Source organism: Dyella sp. C11, from assembly GCF_003121485.1.
Lineage (GTDB): Bacteria > Pseudomonadota > Gammaproteobacteria > Xanthomonadales > Rhodanobacteraceae > Dyella.
This window is the reverse complement of the sequence record NZ_QAVX01000009.1, coordinates 1-21,603: the sequence shown is the minus strand read 5'-3', so window position 1 is coordinate 21,603 and position 21,603 is coordinate 1. Positions and strand designations below refer to the sequence as shown.

General features: G+C 61.9%; 21 protein-coding genes. 4 read left to right on the top strand and 17 right to left on the bottom strand.

Features of this window, described 5'->3' with window-relative positions:
* Position 1 precedes the first annotated feature (1 nt).
* The 8 genes from DK366_RS10255 to DK366_RS10220 all read right to left on the bottom strand — a co-directional run bounded on the left by DK366_RS10255 (position 2) and on the right by DK366_RS10220 (position 7,532).
* Positions 2–1,090 (bottom strand): cyclopropane-fatty-acyl-phospholipid synthase family protein, encoded by a 1,089-nt coding sequence (locus DK366_RS10255; protein WP_109125463.1) that lies wholly within the window; start codon positions 1,088–1,090, stop codon positions 2–4.
* Positions 1,071–1,886: a DUF1295 domain-containing protein gene (locus DK366_RS10250; RefSeq protein WP_109125462.1), complete on the bottom strand. Its 816-nt coding sequence runs from the start codon at positions 1,884–1,886 to the stop codon at positions 1,071–1,073. The genes DK366_RS10255 and DK366_RS10250 overlap by 20 nt, the downstream gene beginning before the upstream one ends.
* Positions 1,883–2,419, bottom strand: a complete 537-nt coding sequence (locus DK366_RS10245; protein ID WP_109125461.1) for a DUF2878 domain-containing protein — start codon at positions 2,417–2,419, stop codon at positions 1,883–1,885. Before DK366_RS10245 ends, DK366_RS10250 begins: the two co-directional genes overlap by 4 nt.
* The gene (locus DK366_RS10240; RefSeq protein WP_109125460.1) at positions 2,419–3,711 is read right to left on the bottom strand and encodes a cyclopropane-fatty-acyl-phospholipid synthase family protein; all 1,293 of its coding nucleotides are present in this window, start codon (positions 3,709–3,711) and stop codon (positions 2,419–2,421) included. The genes DK366_RS10245 and DK366_RS10240 overlap by 1 nt, the downstream gene beginning before the upstream one ends.
* A complete protein-coding gene (locus DK366_RS10235) occupies positions 3,708–4,520 on the bottom strand; it encodes a DUF1365 domain-containing protein (protein ID WP_109125459.1) in 813 nt (270 codons plus the stop codon). The genes DK366_RS10240 and DK366_RS10235 overlap by 4 nt, the downstream gene beginning before the upstream one ends.
* Positions 4,517–5,797, bottom strand: a complete 1,281-nt coding sequence (locus DK366_RS10230) for an FAD-dependent oxidoreductase (protein WP_109125458.1) — start codon at positions 5,795–5,797, stop codon at positions 4,517–4,519. Before DK366_RS10230 ends, DK366_RS10235 begins: the two co-directional genes overlap by 4 nt.
* Before the next feature lies 1 nt (position 5,798).
* A complete protein-coding gene (locus DK366_RS10225) occupies positions 5,799–6,743 on the bottom strand; it encodes an acyl-CoA desaturase (protein WP_109125601.1) in 945 nt (314 codons plus the stop codon).
* A 72-nt stretch (positions 6,744–6,815) separates the two neighbouring features.
* On the bottom strand, positions 6,816–7,532 hold the full coding sequence (locus DK366_RS10220) for a hypothetical protein (RefSeq protein WP_109125457.1): 717 nt from the start codon (positions 7,530–7,532) through the stop codon (positions 6,816–6,818).
* 340 nt (positions 7,533–7,872) lie between these two features.
* On the opposite strand from DK366_RS10220, the gene DK366_RS10215 reads away from it, so the two are divergent.
* Complete coding sequence (locus DK366_RS10215) at positions 7,873–9,984, top strand: TonB-dependent siderophore receptor (RefSeq protein ID WP_109125456.1); 2,112 nt, start codon at positions 7,873–7,875, stop codon at positions 9,982–9,984.
* A gap of 364 nt (positions 9,985–10,348) precedes the next feature.
* A complete protein-coding gene (locus tag DK366_RS10210) occupies positions 10,349–11,266 on the top strand; it encodes a cupin-like domain-containing protein (protein ID WP_157956497.1) in 918 nt (305 codons plus the stop codon).
* A gap of 591 nt (positions 11,267–11,857) precedes the next feature.
* On the opposite strand, the gene DK366_RS10205 is transcribed toward DK366_RS10210, so the two are convergent.
* The 3 genes from DK366_RS10205 to DK366_RS10195 form a co-directional block, all read right to left on the bottom strand.
* Complete coding sequence (locus tag DK366_RS10205; protein WP_109125454.1) at positions 11,858–12,472, bottom strand: peroxiredoxin; 615 nt, start codon at positions 12,470–12,472, stop codon at positions 11,858–11,860.
* Between the two features lie 151 nt (positions 12,473–12,623).
* Positions 12,624–13,271 (bottom strand): glutathione S-transferase family protein, encoded by a 648-nt coding sequence (locus tag DK366_RS10200; protein WP_109125453.1) that lies wholly within the window; start codon positions 13,269–13,271, stop codon positions 12,624–12,626.
* Positions 13,268–14,248 (bottom strand): AraC family transcriptional regulator, encoded by a 981-nt coding sequence (locus DK366_RS10195; RefSeq protein WP_198651502.1) that lies wholly within the window; start codon positions 14,246–14,248, stop codon positions 13,268–13,270. The genes DK366_RS10200 and DK366_RS10195 overlap by 4 nt, the downstream gene beginning before the upstream one ends.
* 76 nt (positions 14,249–14,324) lie before the next feature.
* Here DK366_RS10195 and DK366_RS10190 point away from each other — a divergent pair, with 76 nt between their 5' ends.
* Positions 14,325–15,314, top strand: coding sequence for an oxidoreductase (locus tag DK366_RS10190; RefSeq protein ID WP_109125452.1), 990 nt, complete (start codon positions 14,325–14,327; stop codon positions 15,312–15,314).
* A gap of 57 nt (positions 15,315–15,371) precedes the next feature.
* On the opposite strand, the gene DK366_RS10185 is transcribed toward DK366_RS10190, so the two are convergent.
* A complete protein-coding gene (locus DK366_RS10185) occupies positions 15,372–16,334 on the bottom strand; it encodes an MBL fold metallo-hydrolase (RefSeq protein WP_109125451.1) in 963 nt (320 codons plus the stop codon).
* Positions 16,335–16,587: 253 nt separating this feature from the next.
* Here DK366_RS10185 and DK366_RS10180 point away from each other — a divergent pair, with 253 nt between their 5' ends.
* Positions 16,588–17,406 carry an alpha/beta hydrolase gene (locus DK366_RS10180; protein ID WP_109125450.1) on the top strand — a complete coding sequence of 273 codons (819 nt, stop codon included), beginning with the start codon at positions 16,588–16,590 and terminating at the stop codon, positions 17,404–17,406.
* A 147-nt stretch (positions 17,407–17,553) separates the two neighbouring features.
* Here the strand turns inward: DK366_RS10180 and DK366_RS10175 are convergent, their stop codons facing one another.
* The 5 genes from DK366_RS10175 to DK366_RS10150 all read right to left on the bottom strand — a co-directional run bounded on the left by DK366_RS10175 (position 17,554) and on the right by DK366_RS10150 (position 20,686).
* Complete coding sequence (locus DK366_RS10175) at positions 17,554–17,883, bottom strand: hypothetical protein (RefSeq protein WP_109125449.1); 330 nt, start codon at positions 17,881–17,883, stop codon at positions 17,554–17,556.
* 97 nt (positions 17,884–17,980) lie between these two features.
* Positions 17,981–19,090, bottom strand: coding sequence for an alpha/beta hydrolase (locus DK366_RS10170; RefSeq protein ID WP_109125448.1), 1,110 nt, complete (start codon positions 19,088–19,090; stop codon positions 17,981–17,983).
* Positions 19,091–19,613: 523 nt separating this feature from the next.
* On the bottom strand, positions 19,614–19,910 hold the full coding sequence (locus DK366_RS10160) for a hypothetical protein (protein ID WP_157956496.1): 297 nt from the start codon (positions 19,908–19,910) through the stop codon (positions 19,614–19,616).
* Between the two features lie 72 nt (positions 19,911–19,982).
* Positions 19,983–20,297, bottom strand: a complete 315-nt coding sequence (locus tag DK366_RS10155) for a hypothetical protein (protein WP_109125445.1) — start codon at positions 20,295–20,297, stop codon at positions 19,983–19,985.
* 56 nt (positions 20,298–20,353) lie between these two features.
* Positions 20,354–20,686 carry a hypothetical protein gene (locus DK366_RS10150; protein WP_109125444.1) on the bottom strand — a complete coding sequence of 111 codons (333 nt, stop codon included), beginning with the start codon at positions 20,684–20,686 and terminating at the stop codon, positions 20,354–20,356.
* Between the last annotated feature and the right edge of the window lie 917 nt (positions 20,687–21,603).

Sequence of the window (21,603 nt, the reverse complement as noted above, 5' to 3'; positions counted from 1 at the left end):
GTCAGTCGTCCCGGACAAAGCGATAGTGCGCCACCAGCCACTCCTGGCCGTTGGCATAGCCGAACAGTTCCGCGCAGGCCATCCAGAACATGCGCCAACGCTGGAACCACAGTGCAGCCAGTGCAGTGCTGCCATAGGCATCCTTGAGCACGCGCATCACCTCGTCGCGCTGCGCGTCCTGCCTGGCCAGCCAGGCGTTGGCCGTGCGTTGATAGTGCGTGCCGTCCACCAGCCACTGCTTGTCGATGCGCAGATCCCGTTGAAACCAGAGCAGCGTATCGGTGGACGGCATCAGGCCGCCGGTAAAGAAGTGGCGGCCCATCCAGTTGTCCGAACCCTCGGTTTCAAAAGGGTAGGCCGCATGCCGATGGGCAAAGATGTGCACGAACAGGCGGCCGGAGGGACGCAGCCAGCGCGCGATGCGGCTCATCAGCATGTCGTGATTGCGCACGTGCTCGAACATTTCCACCGACACACACCGGTCGAAACGTTCATCCGCCAGGGACAACGAGCTGATATCGCAGGTGATGACCTCGACGTTGGATAGATCGCGCCGACGGCACTCGTCCAGAATCCAGGCTCGCTGCGAGTGCGAGTTGGATACCGCCGTGATGCGGGATTGAGGAAAGCGTTCGGCCATCCATAGCGTGAGCGAACCCCAGCCGCAGCCCAGTTCAAGAATGTCCTGCCCGTTGATGAGTTGGGCGCGTGCCGCGTAAAGCTCAAGCATGGCAAGTTCCGCCTGCTCCAGCGTGGTGGTGCTGTCGTGGAAGTAGCACGATGAATACTTCAATCGCGGCCCAAGGCACTGCTGGAAGAAAGCGGCCGGCACTTCGTAGTGCTGTGCGTTGGCGGCATCCGCGTGGATAGCCATGGGGCTGCGTCGAAGCTGGGCCATCAGTTGCTGCTGACGTTCCTGTTGCGCGGCGACGCCTCCCGCCGTGCATTCCGCAAGCCGTTGCGCGCACAGGCGACGTATACCGGCACGCAGCCACGCATCGGGCAGCCATCCTCGCTCCGCCCATCCCAGCAGGCCTGGCGCGGCGCGGTCGGTAAGCAGTTCGGTGGAATCAGCGATGGACGCGCTCATGAGCTACCCCTTCAGGCGAGCGTCGGGAGGGAAACCATGGGAAGAACATGGAAGTGCGGCGCTGGTAGTCCCGGTAGGCATCGCCGCGCGTGCGCAGTGCCTGGGCTTCGGTAAACGGCACGCCGCTGATCCAGCGCAGGAACACGTACATCACGACGGGGCCACTCCACGCCAGCCAGCCGATGGGCGAGCCCACGGCCAGCGCAACGTAGGCAAACCAGTGCATCCATTCGAAGAAGTAATTCGGGTGACGCGAGTAGCGCCACAAGCCGGCATCGCAGGTCTTGCCGTGGTGGGATGGTTGCGAGCGGAACATCGCCAGTTGGCGATCGGCGACGGCTTCACCCGTCACGCTTGCGATCCAGATGGCGAGCGCCGCAAACGTCCATGACGACCAGGTGTCGACCGGATTGGCCGCTACCGCCATGAAGGGCAGCGCAAACAGCAGCACCAGCGCTGCCTGCGCCAGAAAGAAGGCTAGAAACTTGCGCTGGTCGCCGTGCCAGTGCGCGCGCAGTTCCCGATAGCGCCCGGCTTCCTTCTCGTTGCGCACACGTCGCCACAAATGCAGGGCGAGCCGCAGCGACCAGGCCGTGCCCAGGCAGGCCAGCACAATGCGCGGAAGTGCAGCGCCTGCGCCCGTTGCTGCCATCAGCAGGGCAGCAACGCCCAGGCCGGCCGCCCACAGCACGTCCACAATCCCGGCGTTCTGGTGGCGTCGTTGCCATAGCCAGCCGCCCACCATGGCGACCGCCATCAACAGGGCAAGCAACGCCAGTTGGCGCGGATAGCTCATGTGCTGCTCCTTGCGGCCTGCACGCTCCAGCGCTTCGCACATGCCACCAACAGAGCCAATGCGCCGGCCCAGCTCGCGGCCAGCCATACGATGGCCACATACGACGGCTGGGTAAATTCAACGGTGTGCCATCCGCGCGCTGCCGCGGCATAGGCAAGCGGTGCGCCGATGGCGCCCACCAGGGCGGCAAGCCAACGCCGGTGTCGCAACCAGGCCAGCGAGCGGTGGATCGTGGTCGAAAAGCAGGCCCAGAGCATCAAGATCCACATCGGCGCGCCGTGTGGCGGCAGCGCCGGCGCCGGCGAGGCATAGCGCAGCCAACCCATGAGGGAGCACATGCCGTCGACCACCACGCCAAGCACCACCGCAAGTACGAGTAGCCGGCATTCCACGGACAGGTTCTGCGCAGTCAGCACTTGCGAGACCACAAACACGGCACCCGCACCCATCGCCCAGCCGACATGGCCGCGCGATGCGCCTATGACAAGCGCAAACCATACGATCTGGTAACCGATCAGGTTGATCCAGAACATCACGGGGTGAATCCTCCGTCACGTTCAGCCCAGCGCGCACACGAGGGGCGCGCACCGGGTTTGGCAAACAGCAGGTGCGACACGCCAATGGCGCGTTCCAGGAAGCCGCCTTCGCAATAGGCCAGATAGAACTGCCACAAGCGCACGAACCGCTCGTCGAAGCCTTGCGCACGTACCTCGTCGAGCCGACTCATGAAGCGCTCGCGCCACGCTTGAAGCGTGCGTGCGTAGGAGAGGCCGAAATCTTCCTGATCCACCAGGGCGAGGTCGCACGCACGCGTTTTCGCCTCAAGCATGGCCTGGAGCGAGGGAATGAAACTGCCCGGGAAAATATGGCGCTTGATGAAATCCACGGACCGCAAGGCTTGGGCGTATCGGTGATCTTCAATGGTGATCGCCTGGAGTAGCGCCATGCCGTCGTCTTTCAGCAGGGAGCCGACCTTGCCGAAATACGTTTCCATGTACGGCGCGCCGATGGCTTCGATCATTTCGATGGAGACCAGTCGGTCGTAGTTGCCGTCCAGGTCGCGGTAGTCACAGGAAAGCACCTGCACGCGGTCACTCAACCCAGCCTCTGCAACGCGTTGCGTTGCGAGCGCGTGCTGTTCCTGCGAGATGGTGGTGGTGGTGACATGGCATCCGTAGTGACGGGCGGCATGCAACGCAAAGCCACCCCAGCCGGTGCCGATCTCGATGACCTGCTGACCCGGTTGCAGGTCGAGCTTGCGGCAGATCACATCCAGCTTGCGGGTGGATGCCGCTTCCAGGGTGTCTGTGGGGCCAGCCCACAACGCCGACGAGTACATCAGGTCGGAAGAAAGAAACAGGCGGAAGAAGTCGTTCCCGAGGTCGTAGTGGGCCGCGATATTGCGACGGCTCCCGGCGCGCGTGTTGTCGCGCCATGCGTGCCAGTAGCGCAACGCGGCGCTGCCCAGTCGCGCCGTGCCGGTTTCCATGCGGTCGAGCAGGTCGCGATTGCGCACCAGCAGGCGCACCAGTTCCACGAGATTTTCGCAGTGCCATGCGCCATCAGCATATGCCTCAGCGGCGCCGACGCTGCCATGGAATGCCAGTGCGCGGTAGAAGCGCATATCGCTGACCGCGATTTTTGCCCGCGGCGCATGCGGGTGATCGTCACTCAGTTCGAAGGTGCCCAGCGGGTCGTATATCGAGAGCGTCCCTCGCCGCAGTCCTGCGAGCCGCGCCAGCAGTCGTTCGCGCAGGAAGCGATCCATCCAGGTGATCGATGCCGCAGGCAACGGCAGGGCGGCGGCTTTTGCCATCTCGTTCATGGATGCTCTCCAGGTGACGGGGCAATAACGCGGCTGCGCTGTGAGGCGGCGTGAGCGGCGGGGTGATCGTGAACAGGCACGCGTTTCGCCCAAAGGCGGAAGGCCTGCCAGTGAATCGCGCCCATCACTTGTGCCGTCATCAGGGGATATCGCCACAACACACGCGCGAGTGTTTGGCCATTCAGCGGTTGGCGGTGCAATTCAAGCGTGGCATCGAATTCGCAGTCTTCGGCGCGGCGTACTTTCATGTGTACGAGCAGATCGTCCGACGGTGTCGTGAAGCGCCAGTCGTAACGGCGATCCATCGCCATGAAGGGCGAGACGTGGAATTGCTTGTCGAACGCCCAGGTCATCGCACGACCATGCCGTTCGGCGCGGTCCACTGGCAGCACATACGCATGCCGCTCGCCCCACGGGGTATTGGTAATTTCCGCTACAACGTTTTCCAGCGTTTCCCCGGCACTGTCGTAGCAGTAGTAGAACGTCACGGGATTGAACACGAAGCCCGCATAACGCAGATGACTCAGCATGCGAATCGGTCCTGTCGGCGTGCACCCGGTGTCACGCTTCACTCGCTGTCGCACTGCATCCGCAAGCGTCATGTCGCCCGGACCGAGATAATCGCTGCGCCGCCATTCGGCGAGGTTGCGCTTGTGCGCGGACCAGAACCAGCGCGAGCGGAACACCTCGTCCACCTCGTCCAGGTCCAGATACAGCTGCGCCATGCGATACCGAAACACATGTTCGCGCGGCAGGTGGCGACGATGCGTTACCGTGCCTTCGTAAACCGCACTGGCGAAGGTGTTCACGCAAACACCTCCGTAGCCGACGAACGACTCGATGCGACAGCGTGGCCGTTGATCGCCTGCGCCACATCGACCGCGCTGCGCATGCCATCTTCATGAAAACCCCAGCCCCAATAAGCGCCGGCGTACCAGGTATGCCGTTGCCCCTGAATCTCGTGCTTGCGTGCCTGCGCAGACACGGATGCGGCGGTATAAACCGGATGGTGGTACTGCATCCGCCGATGGATCTTCGCCGGGTCGATGGCGTACGAACGGTTCAACGTCACGATGAAGGGCTCGGGCGACGCGAAGCCCTGAAGATGATTCATGCAATAGCTCACCGTGCACGCATCGGTGGGTTGCTGGGGAACGTAGGCGTTCCATGCCGCCCAGGCTTTGGGATGGCGCGGCAGCAGGCGCGCGTCGGTATGGAGCACGGCATCGTTGGCCTGGTAGGTGATGGCACCCAGAATGTCCTGCTCGCGCTCGCTGGGGTCGCGCAGCAGGGCAAGCGCCTGATCGCTATGGCAAGCCAGCACCGCCTGGTCGAACAACTCGTGTCCGTAGGCCGACGCAATGGCCACGCCTTGCTCGTGCCGTCGAACGGCATGGACAGGGCAGGCGAGACGCTCCTGCACGTTCCAGCGTCGCCGCATCGCTTCGATGTACGTCGATGAGCCCCCTTCCACCACCTGCCATTGCGGGCGATCGTCGGTCTGCAGCATCTGGTGGTTGGCCATGAACTGGACCAGATAACGCGCGGGGAACTGCAATATCGCGTGCGCCGGGGACGACCACAGCGCGGAGGCCATGGGCACCAGATGCTCGTCGCGGAAAGCAGCGCCGTAGCGCCGTTCGCCCAGATAGTCGCCCAGGCTGGGGCCGGGACCTGCGCCTTCGAGCAGCGCCGGTGCTTCGCGATAGAACCGCAACAGGTCACGCACCATGCCGATAAAGCGCGGCGACCACAGGTTGCGACGTTGGCAGAACAACCCATCCAGCGTGGACGCGTTGTATTCCCGTCCCGAGCTGGCGTGCTGCACGGAAAAACTCATCGCGGTGGCTTTGGACGTGACGCCGAGTTCGTCGAACAGGCGATGCAGCAGCGGGTAATGCCGGCGGTTGTGCACGATGAAGCCGCTGTCCACGCGATAGGGCTTGCCGTGTAGCAAGATGTCGTGCGTGTGCGTATGCCCGCCGAGGTAATCGTTGGCCTCGAAAAGCACCACGTCGTGATCCTTAGAGAGCAGCCAAGCGCTGGCCAACCCCGCGATACCCGAGCCGATCACGGCAATGCGCATATCAGTGCTCCGCCTTGCGTGTCACCCACGCCGGCACGGGTTTCAGATCCCACACCAGGCCAAGGGCGGCGAGCAGCCGGAGCCCGTACCAGGTCAGGTCGATTTCCCACCAGCGAAAGCCCTGGCGAGCCGAGCCGGGATAGAAGTGATGGTTGTTGTGCCAGCCTTCGCCGAAGGTGATCAGCGCAAGCCACGGGTTGTTGCGGCTGTTGTCGCGGGTGGCGAAGCGGCGCTGGCCAAAGCGATGCGCGAGCGAGTTGATGGTGACCGTGGCGTGGAACAGCACCACCGTCGACACGAAGAAACCCCACACCAGCATTTGCCAGGCACTGGTGCCCAGCGTTGGCGCAAACCGGTGCAGCAGTGCGCCCAGTGCAAACAGGGCAACGGCCAGTGCGACCGGTATGGCGGTGTCGAACCGGTCGAGCCAGCGCAATTCCGGGTACACCTGAAAATCCGGCACGCGCGACAGGTCGGTCTTGAACGCCTCGGGCGTCAGAAACCAGCCGGCGTGACTCCACAAAAAGCCATGCACCGTCGGGGAGTGTGGATCGAGTGCGGTATCCGCATGCCGATGATGGTGTCGATGATGCGCCGCCCACCACAGCGGGCCACGCTGCACGCATGCGGCCCCGATTACGGCGAACGCGAACTGCACCGTGCGCGACGTGCGAAAGGTGCGGTGAGAGAAATAGCGGTGATAGAACCCGGTGAGGGCAAACATGCGTACGGCATAAAGACCCATAGCCACGGCAATCGCGACGGGCGATACACCGACCCAGATGACGCACAGGCAGGCGGCATGCATGAGGATGAAGGGCACGGCGCGAAACCAGTCGATCTTCCGGCAGCCTTCCTTGCCTGCCGATGCCTGGCCATCGAACCACTGCAGCAACGTCTGCAAGCGTGGCCGCTGCCGAGCTCGGATGGACGCAGTCGATGACAGGCGGTTCATTCGTGCGTCCCGGGAGTGATGTCTAACAGTCATACGTCCAAACGCGCCAACTGGATGCACGACTCATGGTTCCGGACAGTGGCTCACCAAGGTTTCGGTTTCGGCTGCGCGAATCTGCTCCCTGGAGGCGGGTGCGGCATCGTGATCGGCGAACTCGATGCGCACGCGTTGGCGCTTGCCACGCGCATCGCGTACGTTGCTCAAGCCCACGAACTCGATGAGCCGCTGGTCGGTCAGCGCGTACGTCAGGGTGATGGAAGGTGCGATGGCACCCAGCCATCCGGCCAGGCTCATGCGGAACTGTTGCGCGGCCACGCCGTTCTGCACCGTCTTCGCCGCGGGCTGCAGTTTCACGTTCAAGTAGGCGAGTCGCTCGGGCATGACGAAGGCAGCCGACATGCCATGCTCGTCGGTCAGCTCGTTCCAATGGATTCGCACGAAGTCGTCGAAACCCGCGTCGATCACGGTATTGGGGCGCGCCGGCAAGGTGGCTGTTTCCCGCGCGCTGCTCGCATCGCGTTGCACATAAACCAGCCATTGGTTCTGCGTGCGGCGAGCGCCTTCGATATAGCCGTCCCGGTTGTCGATCATCTCGAACTCAGGCGTCCAGGGCGTGTCCACGTAGCGCATGGTTTTTCGGGCGAAGGGCTGCCCATTCGAGCAGCGATAAAGCACAAGCCGCGTCGGCGTGCCCTTGTCCTCGAACAGCCAGTGTTCCTCGCGGTACCGTATTTGGGCGGTATCTACGTCATAGGCGACGCCGGTGTAATGCCGTTCCACCGCGTGACCCGATAAAGCGACACACATCGCCGTAGCGAAGCAGAGCAATCGCCGGCCCGCGCAAGAGCGATGTGCCGGCACGGCGGTCATTGGCGATCCAAGGGAAGGGGCATGTCCTGCGTACGCTCGGTGCAGGGGATTGGATGCATCGCATGCGTCGATACCACCCGGAATGACCGTCGCGGCACCCGCAAGGCAGGCACCAGCGACAAAACGCGCACACATCGCGGTTGTAAAGGCTTGATTACCAAATAAGAATCATTATCATTCTTGACTCGCCACTGGCGAGCCGTGCCGTCCATAGGGGCCGCGGCCACGTTTTTCCTCGGGACCCGCTTTCATGCTTGCCACCTTGTCCAGAACCGCGCTTCTGGTTGCGACGACGCTTGCCCTGGCGTCGCCGGCTTATGCCGACGACCAGACCACCACCGACTCGACCGCGCCCAAGGCGGCCACCGGCAAGGACGACAAGAACGCCAAGTCGCTCGACGCGGTGAACGTGGTGTATTCCACCACCAAGACCATCACGCCCGTGGTGGAAATTCCGCAGTCGGTCAGCGTCATCACGCCGGATCGCATGTCGCTCTACGGCGTGCAGGGTCTGGATGAAGCCGTGCGCTACCTGGCAGGTGCGGTGGGCGGCAGCTACGGCGCCGACCCGCGCAGCGACTGGATTCTGATCCGCGGTTACGACCCGGCCAAGTTCCTCGACGGCCTGGCATTGCCCAGCGGCTCCTGGACGGCCGATTCGCGCATCGAGCCCTATGGTCTGGAACGCGTGGAAGTGAACAAGGGCCCGTCATCGGCGATGTACGGCCAGCTGCCGCCCGGCGGCATGATCGACATGACCACCAAGCGCCCGAGCCTGGATGCGCCGCACGAAATCGAAGCCACCGTGGGCAGCTTCGGCCAGAAGCAGCTTTCCGGCGACACCGGCGGCCAGCTGGGCAGCGACGGCCAGTGGCTGTGGCGCGTGGTGGCGCTGGCGCGCAAGGGCGATTCCAACATCGAGCATTCGAAGGACGATCGCTACTACTTCGCGCCCAGCCTGACCTGGCAGCCGAACGACGATACGTCGCTGACCATCCTGCCGCGCTACCAGCGCAGCCTTTCCGATGGCGTCGGTGGCTTTCTGCCTTCGCAGGGCACGCTGTACTACAACCCGAACGGGCAGATTCCGCGCGACGTGAATCCGGGTGAGCCGGACTACGACCATTACTACAAGACCGATGAATCGATCGGCTACGCCTTCACGCATCGCTTCAACGATGTGTGGTCGTTCCGCCAGGACCTGCGCCTGCAGAACGAAAAGGTCGACCATCGCCTGATCGGGCCGCTGGGTCTGGAATCGGATCTGCGCACGCTGGATCGCTACAACTACCCGCTGGTGGACCACGCCAACGTGTTTGCCGTGGACAACCAGGTGGAAGCCAAGTTCGACCAGGGCAGCGTGCAGCATGACGTGTTGATGGGCGTGGACTATCTGCACAGCCACAACGACTACAAGTCCGGTTATGGCTCGGCGCCCTCGATCGATATTTTCGATCCGGTCTACGGCCAGCCAATCACCCAGGTGCCCTACACGTATCACACCGACAGCTTGCTCGAGCAGCTGGGTGCCTACGTGCAGGACCAGATCACCATCGGCAAGTGGGGCATCATCGCCAGCGGTCGCGAGGACTGGGTGACCAACAAGGTCACCGACGTGATTGCCGATACGAAGCAGAAGCAGAACGACAACGCGTTCTCCGGCCGCCTCGGCGTCAACTACACCACCGATTTCGGGCTGGTGCCGTACCTGGCGTATTCGCATTCGTTCAAGACCACCGTGGGCACCACCTTCGATGGCAACGCGTACAAGCCGATCACCGGCGACCAGTACGAAGGCGGCCTGAAGTACCAGACCCCGGATGGCCGCACGCTGATCACCGGCGCCGTGTACCAGCTCACGCAGAACAACTCGCTCACGGTCGATCCCGAGCATTTGTTCTTCGAACTGCAGCAAGGCCAGACGCGTACGCGCGGCGCCGAGCTGGAAGCGAACGTGGCCGTCACCGACCACTTCAGCATGACCGCCGCGTATGCCTACACGGATGCCAAGGTCACCCGCGCCAACGACGCGTCGCTCAACAAGGAAGTGGCCTTTGTGCCCAAGCAGCAGGCGTCTGTCTCGGCGGACTACAACGTCCATGAGGGCGTGCTCGCCGGTTTGGGCTTTGGCGGTGGCGTGCGCTTCATCGGCGAACACTACGGCGACTCGTTCAACCAGTTCCGCACCGGCGGCTACACGTTGTTCGATGCCAATGCGCATTACGACTTGGAGCGTTGGCGCTTCCAGGTGACCGCAGCCAACCTGTTCGACCGTACCTACGTGTCGACCTGCAGCAGCGCCATCTGGTGCTACTACGGCTACCCGCGCGAAGTTACCGTTTCCGCGCGTTATCGCTGGTAATAAAAGCTGGGTGTGTATCGAACGGCCTGCCTGGCAACGGGCAGGCCGTTTGCTTGTGTGTTGTTCGCCGAAAGTCGAATCGCAAACATCATCGCAAGTCTTGCGAAAGCAACGTTGCATCCATGATCAAAACTCGCATTTTTAGCTGAATTCCAGCGCAATTTCGTTCGCCTTGCTTACGACGCTGAAAGATTCGTCACAAGCTTTTGCGAGCTTTGCGCACGTACTTGGCGACGCGCATTTTCTTTCAAGGAATATGCCTTCCAGTCATCTGCTGCGTACAAAAAACACGGCGTATAAGTGCGGCCGACAGGGTCAGATCCATCACGCGCGAGAAACAGGGGCGTGCGATTTAGGGGCCGCTATGAATGCTTCAGTGTCACCGTTTATCGATCTTGACTGGGATGCTTTCGATCCCTGGCGCATACAGCCGTTCAAGCACAGGCTGGTGGATCATCCACTATTGCAGACCGAGCAACTGGTTGAACTTGGCAAGCGTTGCCGTGGCACCACGCGCTGGTATTCGTTCAACAGCGACATCACGGCGGGTACGGATTTCGACGATGCGTCGGACCTGTTTCCTACAAAGTTGTCGCACGTCGATTCGCTGAAAGACATCAGCAATGCGAAAGCGTGGGTGCTGCTGCGGCACATCCAGGCCGATCCGCTTTACCGCGAACTGGTGGATGCGGTGATCAACCCCATGCAATCGCAGATCCAGCGGAAAGACCCCGGCCTTTACTACCGCGCGGGCTGGATCTTCTCGGCATCACCCAATACGGCCACACCGTTTCACATCGACCGCAGCCATGTCTTCCTGTTCCAGGTGCGTGGTACGAAAACCGTCTACGTGTGGGATGCGGAAGACACGGAAGTGTGCAGCGACCGCGCACGCGACGGCTTCCACATGCGCCATGACCTGAGCCGAGCACCATGGCATGAGGAATTCCGCCAGCGGGCCCATGTGTTCACGCTGAGCCCGGGTACGGGCGTCTACATGCCGCTCACCAGCCCACACATGGTGGAAACCAGCCAGGAAGCCTCCACCACCATCAGCTTCACGTACAACACTGACGCCACGCGGCGGAATGCGCGTGTGCATGTAATGCGGGAAATGCTCCATCGCATCGGCATGAAACCGCCGGCCTACGGCAAGAACCAAGCGTTCGACTTCGCCGCGTTTGCCGCGGCCTCGGCCATCGCCGTGTGCCATGGGCCGGGCGGTCATCCACCGACCTGTCCGTCGTTGGTGAAGAAGAGCGAGTACGCGGTGGCGGACTGAACCGCAACGTAGCGCCTCACTGCTTGCTTGTGGGAGCGCACCCTGTGCGCGACGAGTCCTATTTGTAGGAGCGCACTTGTGCGCGACAGGCACCGGGAAGAGCGTCGCGCACAAGTGCGCTCCTACAGTGGGGGTGGTTGCGATCCGAGTGACTGCGCTATCGAGATGCGTCAAAACCCCAGCTCGGCGCATCGCTATTTGTGGGAGCGCACCCTGTGCGCGACTGGCGCCTGGAAGAGCGTCGCGCACAGGGTGCGCTCCTACAGTGAGGGTGGTCGCGATACGGGCGACTGCGCTATCGAGATGCGTCAAAACCCCGGCCCGGCACTTTGCTATTTGTAGGAGCGCACTTGTGCGCGACAGGCACCGGGAAAAGCGTCGCGCACAAGTGCGCTCCTACAGTGGGGGTGGTTGCGATTCGAGGGACTGCGCTATCGAGATGCGTTAAAACCCCAACCCGGCGCATCGCTGTTGTGGGAGCGCACCCTGTGCGCGATTGGCGCCTGGAAGAGCGTCGCGCACAGGGTGCGCTCCCACATGGAGGAACAACGCGACACGGGCGGCACGACGCCACCCGTGTCAGCGGCTCGATCAAGGCGCCTTCGGCGACTGCATCTGCTGCACGATGGCCAGCGACTTGCTCACGTGATCCTGCGGGTGCAGGTGGTCCGCTTCGGAGGAGAACACGGCGGCGACCTTACCGTCCTTGCCGATCACGAACGTGGTGCGCGAAATGAAGCCGTGGTCGATCACGTCACCACGCACATCTTTCGCCTGGGGTTCGGCAGCGGACATCTTCAGGTCGAAGGACGCAGCGATCTTGCCGTCCGGATCGGACGCCACCGGGAACTTGCCGGCACAGTAATTGGGATCGGCCGAGAACGAATTCAGGCGCTGGATGCTGTCGGCGGACACGCCGATGATCGTCGCACCGGCCGCGGTGAACTTGGCCGCTTCCGTGGCGAACGCATGCGCTTCGATATCGCAGCCGCCGGTATAGGCCGACGGGAAGAAGTACACGATTACCGGGCCTTTCTTCAGCGCCTCGGCGAGCGAGTACGAGAAGCTCTTGCCGGCCTGGCTGGCCTGCGCGTCGAAGGCGGGTGCGCTGGTGCCGGTGGCAATGGCGGCGAAGGCGGGGGCGGCCAGGGTCATGCCGGCCAGCAGGGCACCGGTAGCGAGCGAACGGATGAGACGCTTGGTCATTGCAGTAATCCTCGTCGTGCACGTGGAGAGAGGGAAGGGCATAAGGCGCGCGCATCATGCATGCGGGAACAGGATGTGGAATGCGGCCTGGTCGACATGATCGATGTGAGTGCCTTGGTTGGAGTAAACGGTTGCGTGTCGGTATTCCTGGTCAATCGGGCTTGGGCGCGTTGACGGCCCACTGCGCCGCAAACGCCCGCGGGTAAGCGGGCCGCGCTTCGCCGCGAGCCACATAGGCCGCCAGGCTTGGAAAGGTATCGAGCATGCCCGATGGCCTCAGTCGGAGCAGCACGGACACCATCACCAGGTCGGCCGCACTGAAGGCGCCATCGAGCCACTCCGCGTCGCCCAGGTAATTGGAAAGCTGGTGCAATCGATCGCGCACGCGCTCCTGGACCAGCGGCATCCGCTCCGCGCTCCAGGGCTTGTCGCGTTCCAGTAGCCGCACCGTAGCGAGTTCAAGAATCACCGGTTCCACGGTGTTGAGCGCGGCGAACATCCACGTGATCGCACGTGCGCGTGCGTTCGCTTCGCTCGGCAACAAGCCTGTGTGATGTTCGGCAATGTGGAAAATGATGGCGCCCGTTTCGAACAGGGCGAGGTCGCCTTCTTCATACGTTGGAATCTGCCCGAACGGATGCAGGCGAAGATGCGCGGGCTCTTTCATCGCCTGGAACGAAAGCAGGCGAATCTCGTAAGGCAAGCCGGCTTCTTCCAGCGCCCAGCGCACACGTGTGTCGCGTGCCAGCCCCTTGCCACCATCAGGCGAGCGATCGAAGGCGGTAATGGTGATGGTCATGCGGAAACCTCCGTGTCTGACTCGTTGACGAGATCGCCCCGGAAGCCTGCCGCGTAGTGTCTGGGCGAACGGCCCACGATGCGCTTGAACGCGTGGCTGAAGGCGCTCTCGGAGGCGTAGCCAAGGGTTTGCGCCAGCGCGCTCACCGGCGTATCGCCATGGCGCAGTGCGTGTTCGGCCAGGCGCATGCGCCAGCGCGCCAGATACGCCAGTGGCGCATCGCCGGCGGTGGCCTTGAAGTGCGTGGCGAACGCCGTGCGCGACATGGCGGCGCGTTGCGCCAGTTCGTCCAGTCGCCATGCCCGCGCAGGGTCAGCGTGCATCAGGCGCATCACCGGCGCCAGTCGCGGATCGGTCACGGCGCGCAACCAACTGGCCTTGAGCATGGCGCCGCTGGCCAGGTGTGCGCGCAACGCCTGCACAAACAGCAACAGTCCCAATTGGGACGTGGCCAGCGCGGCACCCGGCAGGCCTTCTCGCTCCTGCACCAGTTGTTGGAGGATCCATTGCAATGCACGTGCCTCGGGTGAAGCGCCTTGAACATGGATGAAAGGTGGCAACACATCCATGAGCAGCGGGCTGTACGCGGGATGCGGACTGAAATGTCCGCCCACCTGCATGACTTCGTACGCCGTGGCCGAAGAGTTACCTATCGCCACGAAAGCTTCCGTGCGGCCTGCAAAAAGACCGCGTGATGCCACGGCCTGCACCTGCGGATCGCTGGACAGCGTAAAGGACCGGGCGGAGGCCAGCAGGATAACGTCGCCTTCCTGGAAGCGAAGGGGCGGCTCGTCACCGTCGAAGCGTAGCCAGCACGATCCCTTGGCGGCAGCGAAAAACTTCACCTTGTCGGGCGCCGGGAAGCGGACGGCCCATGGCCCTGAAGCGTAAAAACCGCCAGCCACCACCGAGTGCACCTCGGCCAGCTTCAGCACATCCGACAGCGGATCATCGATCATGCTTGAACGATTGCGCATGTCATGGGGACTTTCAAGCATTCATCGTCCCGCGTTGGGCGCCTAAGATGGCCGCTTCGAAAACCAGGAACACCCCATGTCCCAGGCACAGTCTCCCTTGAACTCCGGCTTTGGCGCGGCGTCCACCGCGCTGGATGTGATTCGCGGCATCGATCTTTCCGGCAAAACGGCCATCGTCACGGGCGGGTATTCGGGCATTGGCACGGAAACCACGCGGGCGCTGCTGTCCGCTGGTGCCCGCGTCATCGTGCCGGCGCGCGACCTCGACAAGGCCAGCAACAACTTGCGTGGCATGAACGTGGAAGTGGCAGCGATGGACCTTGCCGACCCCGACAGCATCGACGCGTTTGCGCATGCGTTCGTCGCTTCCGGTTCACCGCTTCACTTGCTCATCAACAGCGCCGGCATCATGGCGTGCCCGCTGTCGCGTGACGCGCGCGGTTACGAGATGCAGTTTGCAACGAATCATCTGGGTCACTTCCTGCTCACCGCACGACTCTGGCCGGCACTCAAGCGTGCCCGTGGCGCGCGCGTGGTGTCGCTGTCATCGCTAGGCCATCGCTTCAGCGCCATGAACTTTGACGACTGGAACTTTGAAACGCGCGACTACGATCGCTGGGTGGCCTACGGCCAATCCAAGACGGCCAACGCGCTGTTCGCCGTGGCGCTGGATGCACGTGGAAAAGCCGATGGCGTGCGCGCGTACTCCGTGCATCCCGGGCGCATCATCACCGACCTGGCGCGGCACATGAGTCGCGAAGAACTGCAGCGCGTCGGTGGACTCGACGAACAGGGCCGCCGCGTGGCCGATCTCAGTCTGGGCCTGAAAAATCCGGAGCAGGGCGCTGCCACATCGATCTGGGCAGCGACAAGCCCCATGCTTCAAGACATCGGCGGCGTCTACTGCGAAGACGGCGATATCGCCGCGCTGGTTCCGAACGAAGACGTCACCGCACCTGGTGCAGTCACGCAGCCGTCCGGCGTTCGTCCCTGGGCTGTTGACGCCACAGCAGCGGAAAAGCTGTGGATGCTGAGCGAGCAGCTGACCGGCGCAACGCTGGGCTGACATCGAACGCACGTCGCCTTGCCCTGCATGGCACTGCCGGCAGGGCGACACGCACGATCACGGCGTTATTCGCATGCCGTCGCTGGCGAACACGAGGGTGCCCTTGTAGTGCTTGCGAATGGACGCCTCGACATCGCTCTTGTTCGCGTCGATAACGGGCGACAGGTGACTGAGCAACAACGTCTGTGCATCGCTGCCCGCCGCCACATCGCCAATCGCCAAGGGCGGCGTGTGTAGCGTGTACAGCACCGGGCGCGAGCCCGGTGGATCAAGCACCACGCAGTTGAACACCAATAGATCCGTGTGCTTCGCCACGCGGCGCAGGTTGTCCAAGCCCTTGGCATCGATATCGCCACTGAAGGTGATGCTCTGGTGGTGATAGTCGATGCGATAGATCACCGCAGGTGCATCGCCGTGATGCCCCGCCACGGCGCTGATGTCCAAGCCGTTGGCCGAATAAATGACCTTCGGCGTCGTGGGCGCGTTCGCGGACGCGTCGATGTCCGTCGCGCTTATCGTCATCGGCGCAGCGAAGTCGTGCAGGTAGCTGTACGCGCCATCGGGACCGAACAACAGATCGATGAAGCGACTGGTGGAAGGAAACGTGGCCTGGTCGCCTTCGCCGCGATGGCCTGTCGGGCCGAACACTTGAATATGCACCGGCGCACTGCTCGACACCGCACGCGCCTTGAACAAGCCCGGCAGCTCGCCCGTGTGGTCGATATGCAAATGCGTCAACACCACCACATCGGCCTTCGCCAGCGAAAGCCCCGCTTCGCCCAGTCGAACGAACGTGCCGGGGCCGGCATCCACCAGCACACGCGGTTCGCCATCCACCAGCACCGCATAACCCGCACCCGCCCGACCCGTTGCACCGGGACCGCCGGAACCGAGCACCACCAGTTCCAGGGGCGGCGCGGCGGTCGCGGCCACGCTGTTCGCGATGGCAAGCAGCCACAGCGCCAGGCAACAACACAGTGGGACAAGAAGTGGGCCACGGACATAGGTACGCAAGCGCATGCATGCCTCCATGTAGCTCTGGTCGAGTCGTAGGTCTGTTTTCGAACGACAGCGGACAGTTTGCAAATCCTAGGGCGATAGGGTCACTGCCGGCCAGCTGCACGGTGTGATGGCCATCGAGATGGGGTGGGGCGGCAACGTTATGACGAGGGAGTCACGCCTCCGGTGCTATGGATGGGAATGCACCGCCCGAGAAACCAGGGAACGAGCACTAGCCAATCCACGAGACAACTCACGAGAGGAGATGCCAGCGATGCCTACGATCACCACACCGGACGGCGTAGAGATCTTCTACAAGGATTGGGGTTCCGGTCAGCCGATCATTTTCAGCCATGGCTGGCCCCTGTCGGCCGACGACTGGGACGCCCAGATGACGTTTTTCCTTCTGCACGGCTACCGGGTGATCGCCCATGACCGGCGCGGGCACGGTCGGTCGTCGCAAGTAGGCACCGGCAACGACATGGATCACTGGGTTGCCGACCTCGCTGCACTGACCAAGCACCTCGATATCCGCAACGCGATCCACATCGGGCACTCCACCGGAGGCGGCGAAGTGGCGCGCTACGTCGCCCGCCATCAGGATCGCGTCGCCAAGGCCGTGCTGGTGGCCTCGTTGACGCCGAACATGGTGAAGAACGACGCGAATCCCGGCGGTCAGCCGCAGGAGTTTTTCGAGGGGGTCAAGGCGGGCGTGCTTGGCAACCGGTCGGAGTTTTATCGGGCCGTGCCGGAGGGTCCGTTCTACGGATTCAACCGTCCAGGCGCGAAGCCATCGGAGGCCGTGATCGCGAACTGGTGGCGCCAGGGCATGGCCGGCAGCGCGCAGGCTCATTACGAGACCGTCTTCTCCTGGTTGGAGGACTACACCGACGACCTGAAGAAGATCACCGTGCCGGTGTTGGTGATGCACGGCGAAGACGACCAGATCGTCCCATTCGCCAGCTCCGTGCCCCGCGCCGTCGACCTGCTCGCGAATGGCAAGTTGAAGGCATACCCGGGCTACCCGCACGGCATGCTCACCACCCACGCGGACGTCCTTAATCCCGACCTTCTCGCGTTTATCAAATCCTGACGGGGCGCGAGAGCGAATCAGGGCAGGGCAATTCGAGTGGCGCGCTCCATGGGTGCGCCACTCAAGTTATGTGTCTGGCATGGGTCGAAAGCAGGTGTCGCCGCTCTTACCAGGCGCAGCGCGCATGTCGATGTCGATGTCGATGAATCAGCCGCCGGACCAGGTTTGCTGCCGCTCCCGCCCCGTATCAAAAAATGCATCGAGGAAGGCGCGCGGCGGAAGATCGCTCTCTCTAAGCAAAGAGAACACTTCAACTCCCGAGGCATTCACGGGTTCAAACAGCGCAAATGCCTCGGAATACCCAAGATACTCAGACGAGTTTTCCGCGTAGGATCTCGCTTCACTCTCCGCCAACTCAATGGCGGCATCGATCCCTTCCGCTTGCCAGAGCGTGATTCGCTCCTCATACAAATAATCAAGCTTTTGGTCGTCACGGCGCTCCCATAGAAAAGCGCACCGAACGGAGAACGAATCCATCGTCTTCGCCTATTGTTGACAGGTCCGTTTCGGGTCGAAAACGAACCCAAGGTGCATCGAATTCTCCGTCTTTCGACGAGTCGCCTCATGCAGGCGGTCAGCGTCCTTCGGCCCCGCCTGCTTTCTTCACAAGAACGTCAAAGGCCTGGCCGACTTGCTCGTGCGTGAAGTCGCAGTGTCCTTCGCCCACGCGCGGCAACACTGTGACTTTCGATGCGTTGCCGGCAGCTTTTGCCTGCTCGGGATAGACCATGTCGAAGCGGTTCGGCACAGTCTGATCGAAGGCATTACGTTGCAGTACGACGGGCGCAACGATTCGCCCGGTAAGCGTTGCATTGTCGGCGAGATAAGCCATCGCCGAGGGCGTCCCCTTGTACCGGTGCACTTTGCTTTTGAAGGCATCGTCATCCGCGAACTCGGGATAGGCAGCCTTCGTCGTGTCGACGGGCATGCCACCAGCTCGCTGCTCGATCTCGCGCAGCACCATATAGTCGAGCATCAACGCGCCCGGCAACGTCGCGCTGGTTTCCTGCAACCGATCCTCAAGGCGGGCGGCCTTGACGGGATCGCCCTGAAGCGCTTGTTGAATGCGATCTGGATCGATCATGGCCGGCGACGCTGGACTCGCCAGATCTGGCAGCACGTTCGGGAAATACACGTCAAAGGCAACCAGGGAGGCTACGACACCGCGCGCGACAATATCCGGGGCGGATACATTCACGCCACACATCGACAGTCCGCCGCTGTACTCCCGACCATGGCGTTCCAGCATCGCCAACGTCTCCAGGCCGCCCAACGAAAATCCGACGACGTATGCGCGATGCGGTTTTCCATTCTCCTTGGTGAAAAGCTGGCGAAGCCGCTCGCTATCGTCCAGCGCATCGCCCACCGCCCAACCCTGGGAAGCAAACGCGCTGGCCGCGACGGCATAGCCACGAGAAAGGAAAACGGGCGTCTCTTCATTCTGGGGCCACGGACTCTGGCGCGGCACGCCCTTGGGCTCATAGCCATGCATAAGCACGACCAGGTCACCATTCCAGTTCTTCGGTATGTCGATACGGTACGGGGCGCCGTTGAGCGTCCCTGTCGAGGTGCGAATCGACGTCTCGTCTGTGGCATTGGAGGAGGCCAGCGACGCACCAAATGGGTAACAAACACCACAGGCCATCAGCAGACCCAGAAGCCAACTTCCTGATCGGCAGCGCATGCAACTTCCCCTGGCGATGAGATTTCAGGCTAACACATGCTTTGACCCTGGCCGTGGCGAAACTTCCTCTCGCCAAAGGGCTGGCCGCACCCTCGCTCACGTCTGCTGTGGGTCGAAAGCGGACATTACCTGAAGTACTGAGGCGTGCTCTCACCGGGCAGAAAGCAACAAATCAGAAAGCAACCAGATCGACGGGATCAACCAGAACCAGCCCAATATCAAGAAACTAGAACGATATGCCCACGGCCGCTCAGAAAAACGAACCCACCCGCCCTTAGTGTGGATATCAATTTTGATCCAATAAAGCCGAATAAGGGTCAATAGGTAGCCCTGTAGGACAACGAGCATACCAATCTTGAATAGACCACTCGGGCCTCCTGGCCATAGCCACGAGGCAGCTACGACCAGTAGGCCGAAAAGATAGACAAGAACGACGCCAATCCTTGCCAATTCTGAAATCCTTGTTGTTATTTGACCTGATGTCGCTGAGATCATTATGTCCGCTATGGGTCGGAAGCGGACCTCAGTCAGCCGCCATCTTAGCCAGCTCCCGAATGTCGGCCGCCGAAGACTTCATCGGGTGTTCCGCCAGCTCGACGAGAATCCGTGGCAGCCAGCTTGCTCCCGCCCGGGTCAGTTGCTTTTCCAGCTCACCCCGATCGACCCTTTCGAGAAATTCGCCGGGGCCGAAGTCGTAGTAGAGCTCGTTAAAGGATATGCCGTACGCGACCTCAAACCGGTGTCCGCCAGACTCAATCCTGTGAGCTAGCTCAAAGCTCGGAAAACTTCGCGGATTGCAAAGGATGGTTGTTCCCCTCACGCCCAACTCTCCTATTAACTCCAATCGCCTGAGACTCTAAGGTCCGTTATGGGTCGGAAGCGGACATTACCCCTAGTCGGACCAATCTTCGTGTTCCGGCACCATGACCTGCGAGACCCATTCCTCCAGTGACCCGTAAACAGTAGTTCCTGGAAAAGGAAGGCGCTCCGTGGATTTGCCCCAAGTCAGGTGCACGCCTGCCACGCGCCCTGAGCCATCCATGAGCTCAAACAGCGCATCGTCACCGTTGCCACGGGCAAGGAGTTTGGCTTGCACCCCATACAAAACGTGGCCGGGCGGCACTTCAATTGCGAGCTGTCTCTCCAACGTCAATGCGACGCTTTCAGGCCCCGTCGAGACCGCATACCACGGTTCCAGCCACTCCATCGTGCAATCCCCTGTACTTTAATGAGTGTCTGCTATGGGTCGAAAGCGGACCTTAATCATGAGCTTCTGGCAGAAGAGTTTCTCATGGCACGTAGGCACTTCGGCATCAAGTATGCGAGCGCAAATAGCAGTGTGACCTGGACCACACCTGCTAGCGTCAGCATCGCGACGTCAGCGTATGGCCACGAGAAAATGGACTCGGCCCATTGTTCGCCTTTCATCGTTATGGATGAACCCGGTAAGGTCACCAGGAACAAGAGAAGCTCGGAACTGGTCAAAAACTCGCGCGTTTGGTTCGCGGAATTCCAGACATCCGCCCAAGCAAAAATGGTGAACAGCGCAACGAAGAACGCGTAAACCGGCGCCAGCACGCGCAAAAATGTCCTCATCGCCTTCCCCTGCTGTAGCCACCTAGTTGCGAATCTCCGCTATGGGTCGAAAGCGGACATCCTCACCTGGCTGTTATCTGCTTCAGCTCCCGGTCGTAAGCCAGGGCATAGTCCTCCGCGACTTTGATCAAGTGCCTATGCTCCTCACTTTCAGCAGCGTCACTCGTTCCATCGAGACATCGAACGCCAACCCGAGGCGGTGGCAAGTTGCCCTCTGGACCGGGGATGCTGCAAGTGTACCCATATATCCCTACAGGCCTTAGGTCACCCTGAGCTACGTGAGCTCTAGCGTCCGCGCCCGCGTCCTTTAGATTCAAAGCCGAAAGTGTGGTCTTGAGGCGCGCGGTCTGAGCGCCTGATTGTCCCGCTGAATGGCCGCCGTTTGAGCACCCGGCAAGAAGGACACAGAGCGGGATTATCAAATTCATGCTCATCAGGTGCAATGGCGTTCTCCAGTAGCTTCGATGACTGGCCAATGTCTGCCATGGGTCGAAAGCCGACCATTGGATCACCGCCAGATTACCGCGCCCCTTGGGCTCTATCGAACCGTCGAGCTAGCGCAAACGCGCGATGACGAAGACTCTGCGGAAAATGGTCGTTAGCGGCCACCGCGTCTACCAGTTTGGCCAGTTCGGTGTCCAAACTTGCCCCCTCTTCAATCCACCGGACGGCTAACTCCGGCCAATACGGAGTTGGCCAGCGGAGCCCCGCTTCGATGGCCCCACGTACCAACTCTGGCGACGTGACGTCCTCCTGCGGCGACTCAAGGAGCACAACAAGCTCGCGGCTATCCACTGGTCTTCCCCTTGTCGTGCGTTGCGCGGAACGTCCGCTATGGGTTGCGACTTCAGCCGGTCAACGCAACACACTATAGACGCGCAAGCGTGAGGAGTGTTGCCCATGGCCATGCGCCGTAA

Excerpts from the sequence above, each read along its gene's own strand:
- DK366_RS10255 (WP_109125463.1), bottom strand. The coding sequence starts at position 1,090 with ATGAGCGCGTCCATCGCTGATTCCACCGAACTGCTTACCGACCGCGCC.
- DK366_RS10250 (WP_109125462.1), bottom strand. The coding sequence starts at position 1,886 with ATGAGCTATCCGCGCCAACTGGCGTTGCTTGCCCTGTTGATGGCGGTC.
- DK366_RS10245 (WP_109125461.1), bottom strand. The coding sequence starts at position 2,419 with ATGTTCTGGATCAACCTGATCGGTTACCAGATCGTATGGTTTGCGCTT.
- DK366_RS10240 (WP_109125460.1), bottom strand. The coding sequence starts at position 3,711 with ATGAACGAGATGGCAAAAGCCGCCGCCCTGCCGTTGCCTGCGGCATCG.
- DK366_RS10230 (WP_109125458.1), bottom strand. The coding sequence starts at position 5,797 with ATGCGCATTGCCGTGATCGGCTCGGGTATCGCGGGGTTGGCCAGCGCT.
- DK366_RS10215 (WP_109125456.1), top strand. The coding sequence starts at position 7,873 with ATGCTTGCCACCTTGTCCAGAACCGCGCTTCTGGTTGCGACGACGCTT.
- DK366_RS10210 (WP_157956497.1), top strand. The coding sequence starts at position 10,349 with ATGAATGCTTCAGTGTCACCGTTTATCGATCTTGACTGGGATGCTTTC.
- DK366_RS10205 (WP_109125454.1), bottom strand. The coding sequence starts at position 12,472 with ATGACCAAGCGTCTCATCCGTTCGCTCGCTACCGGTGCCCTGCTGGCC.
- DK366_RS10200 (WP_109125453.1), bottom strand. The coding sequence starts at position 13,271 with ATGACCATCACCATTACCGCCTTCGATCGCTCGCCTGATGGTGGCAAG.
- DK366_RS10195 (WP_198651502.1), bottom strand. The coding sequence starts at position 14,248 with ATGCGCAATCGTTCAAGCATGATCGATGATCCGCTGTCGGATGTGCTG.
- DK366_RS10190 (WP_109125452.1), top strand. The coding sequence starts at position 14,325 with ATGTCCCAGGCACAGTCTCCCTTGAACTCCGGCTTTGGCGCGGCGTCC.
- DK366_RS10185 (WP_109125451.1), bottom strand. The coding sequence starts at position 16,334 with ATGCGCTTGCGTACCTATGTCCGTGGCCCACTTCTTGTCCCACTGTGT.
- DK366_RS10180 (WP_109125450.1), top strand. The coding sequence starts at position 16,588 with ATGCCTACGATCACCACACCGGACGGCGTAGAGATCTTCTACAAGGAT.
- DK366_RS10175 (WP_109125449.1), bottom strand. The coding sequence starts at position 17,883 with ATGGATTCGTTCTCCGTTCGGTGCGCTTTTCTATGGGAGCGCCGTGAC.
- DK366_RS10170 (WP_109125448.1), bottom strand. The coding sequence starts at position 19,090 with ATGCGCTGCCGATCAGGAAGTTGGCTTCTGGGTCTGCTGATGGCCTGT.
- DK366_RS10155 (WP_109125445.1), bottom strand. The coding sequence starts at position 20,297 with ATGGAGTGGCTGGAACCGTGGTATGCGGTCTCGACGGGGCCTGAAAGC.
- DK366_RS10150 (WP_109125444.1), bottom strand. The coding sequence starts at position 20,686 with ATGAGGACATTTTTGCGCGTGCTGGCGCCGGTTTACGCGTTCTTCGTT.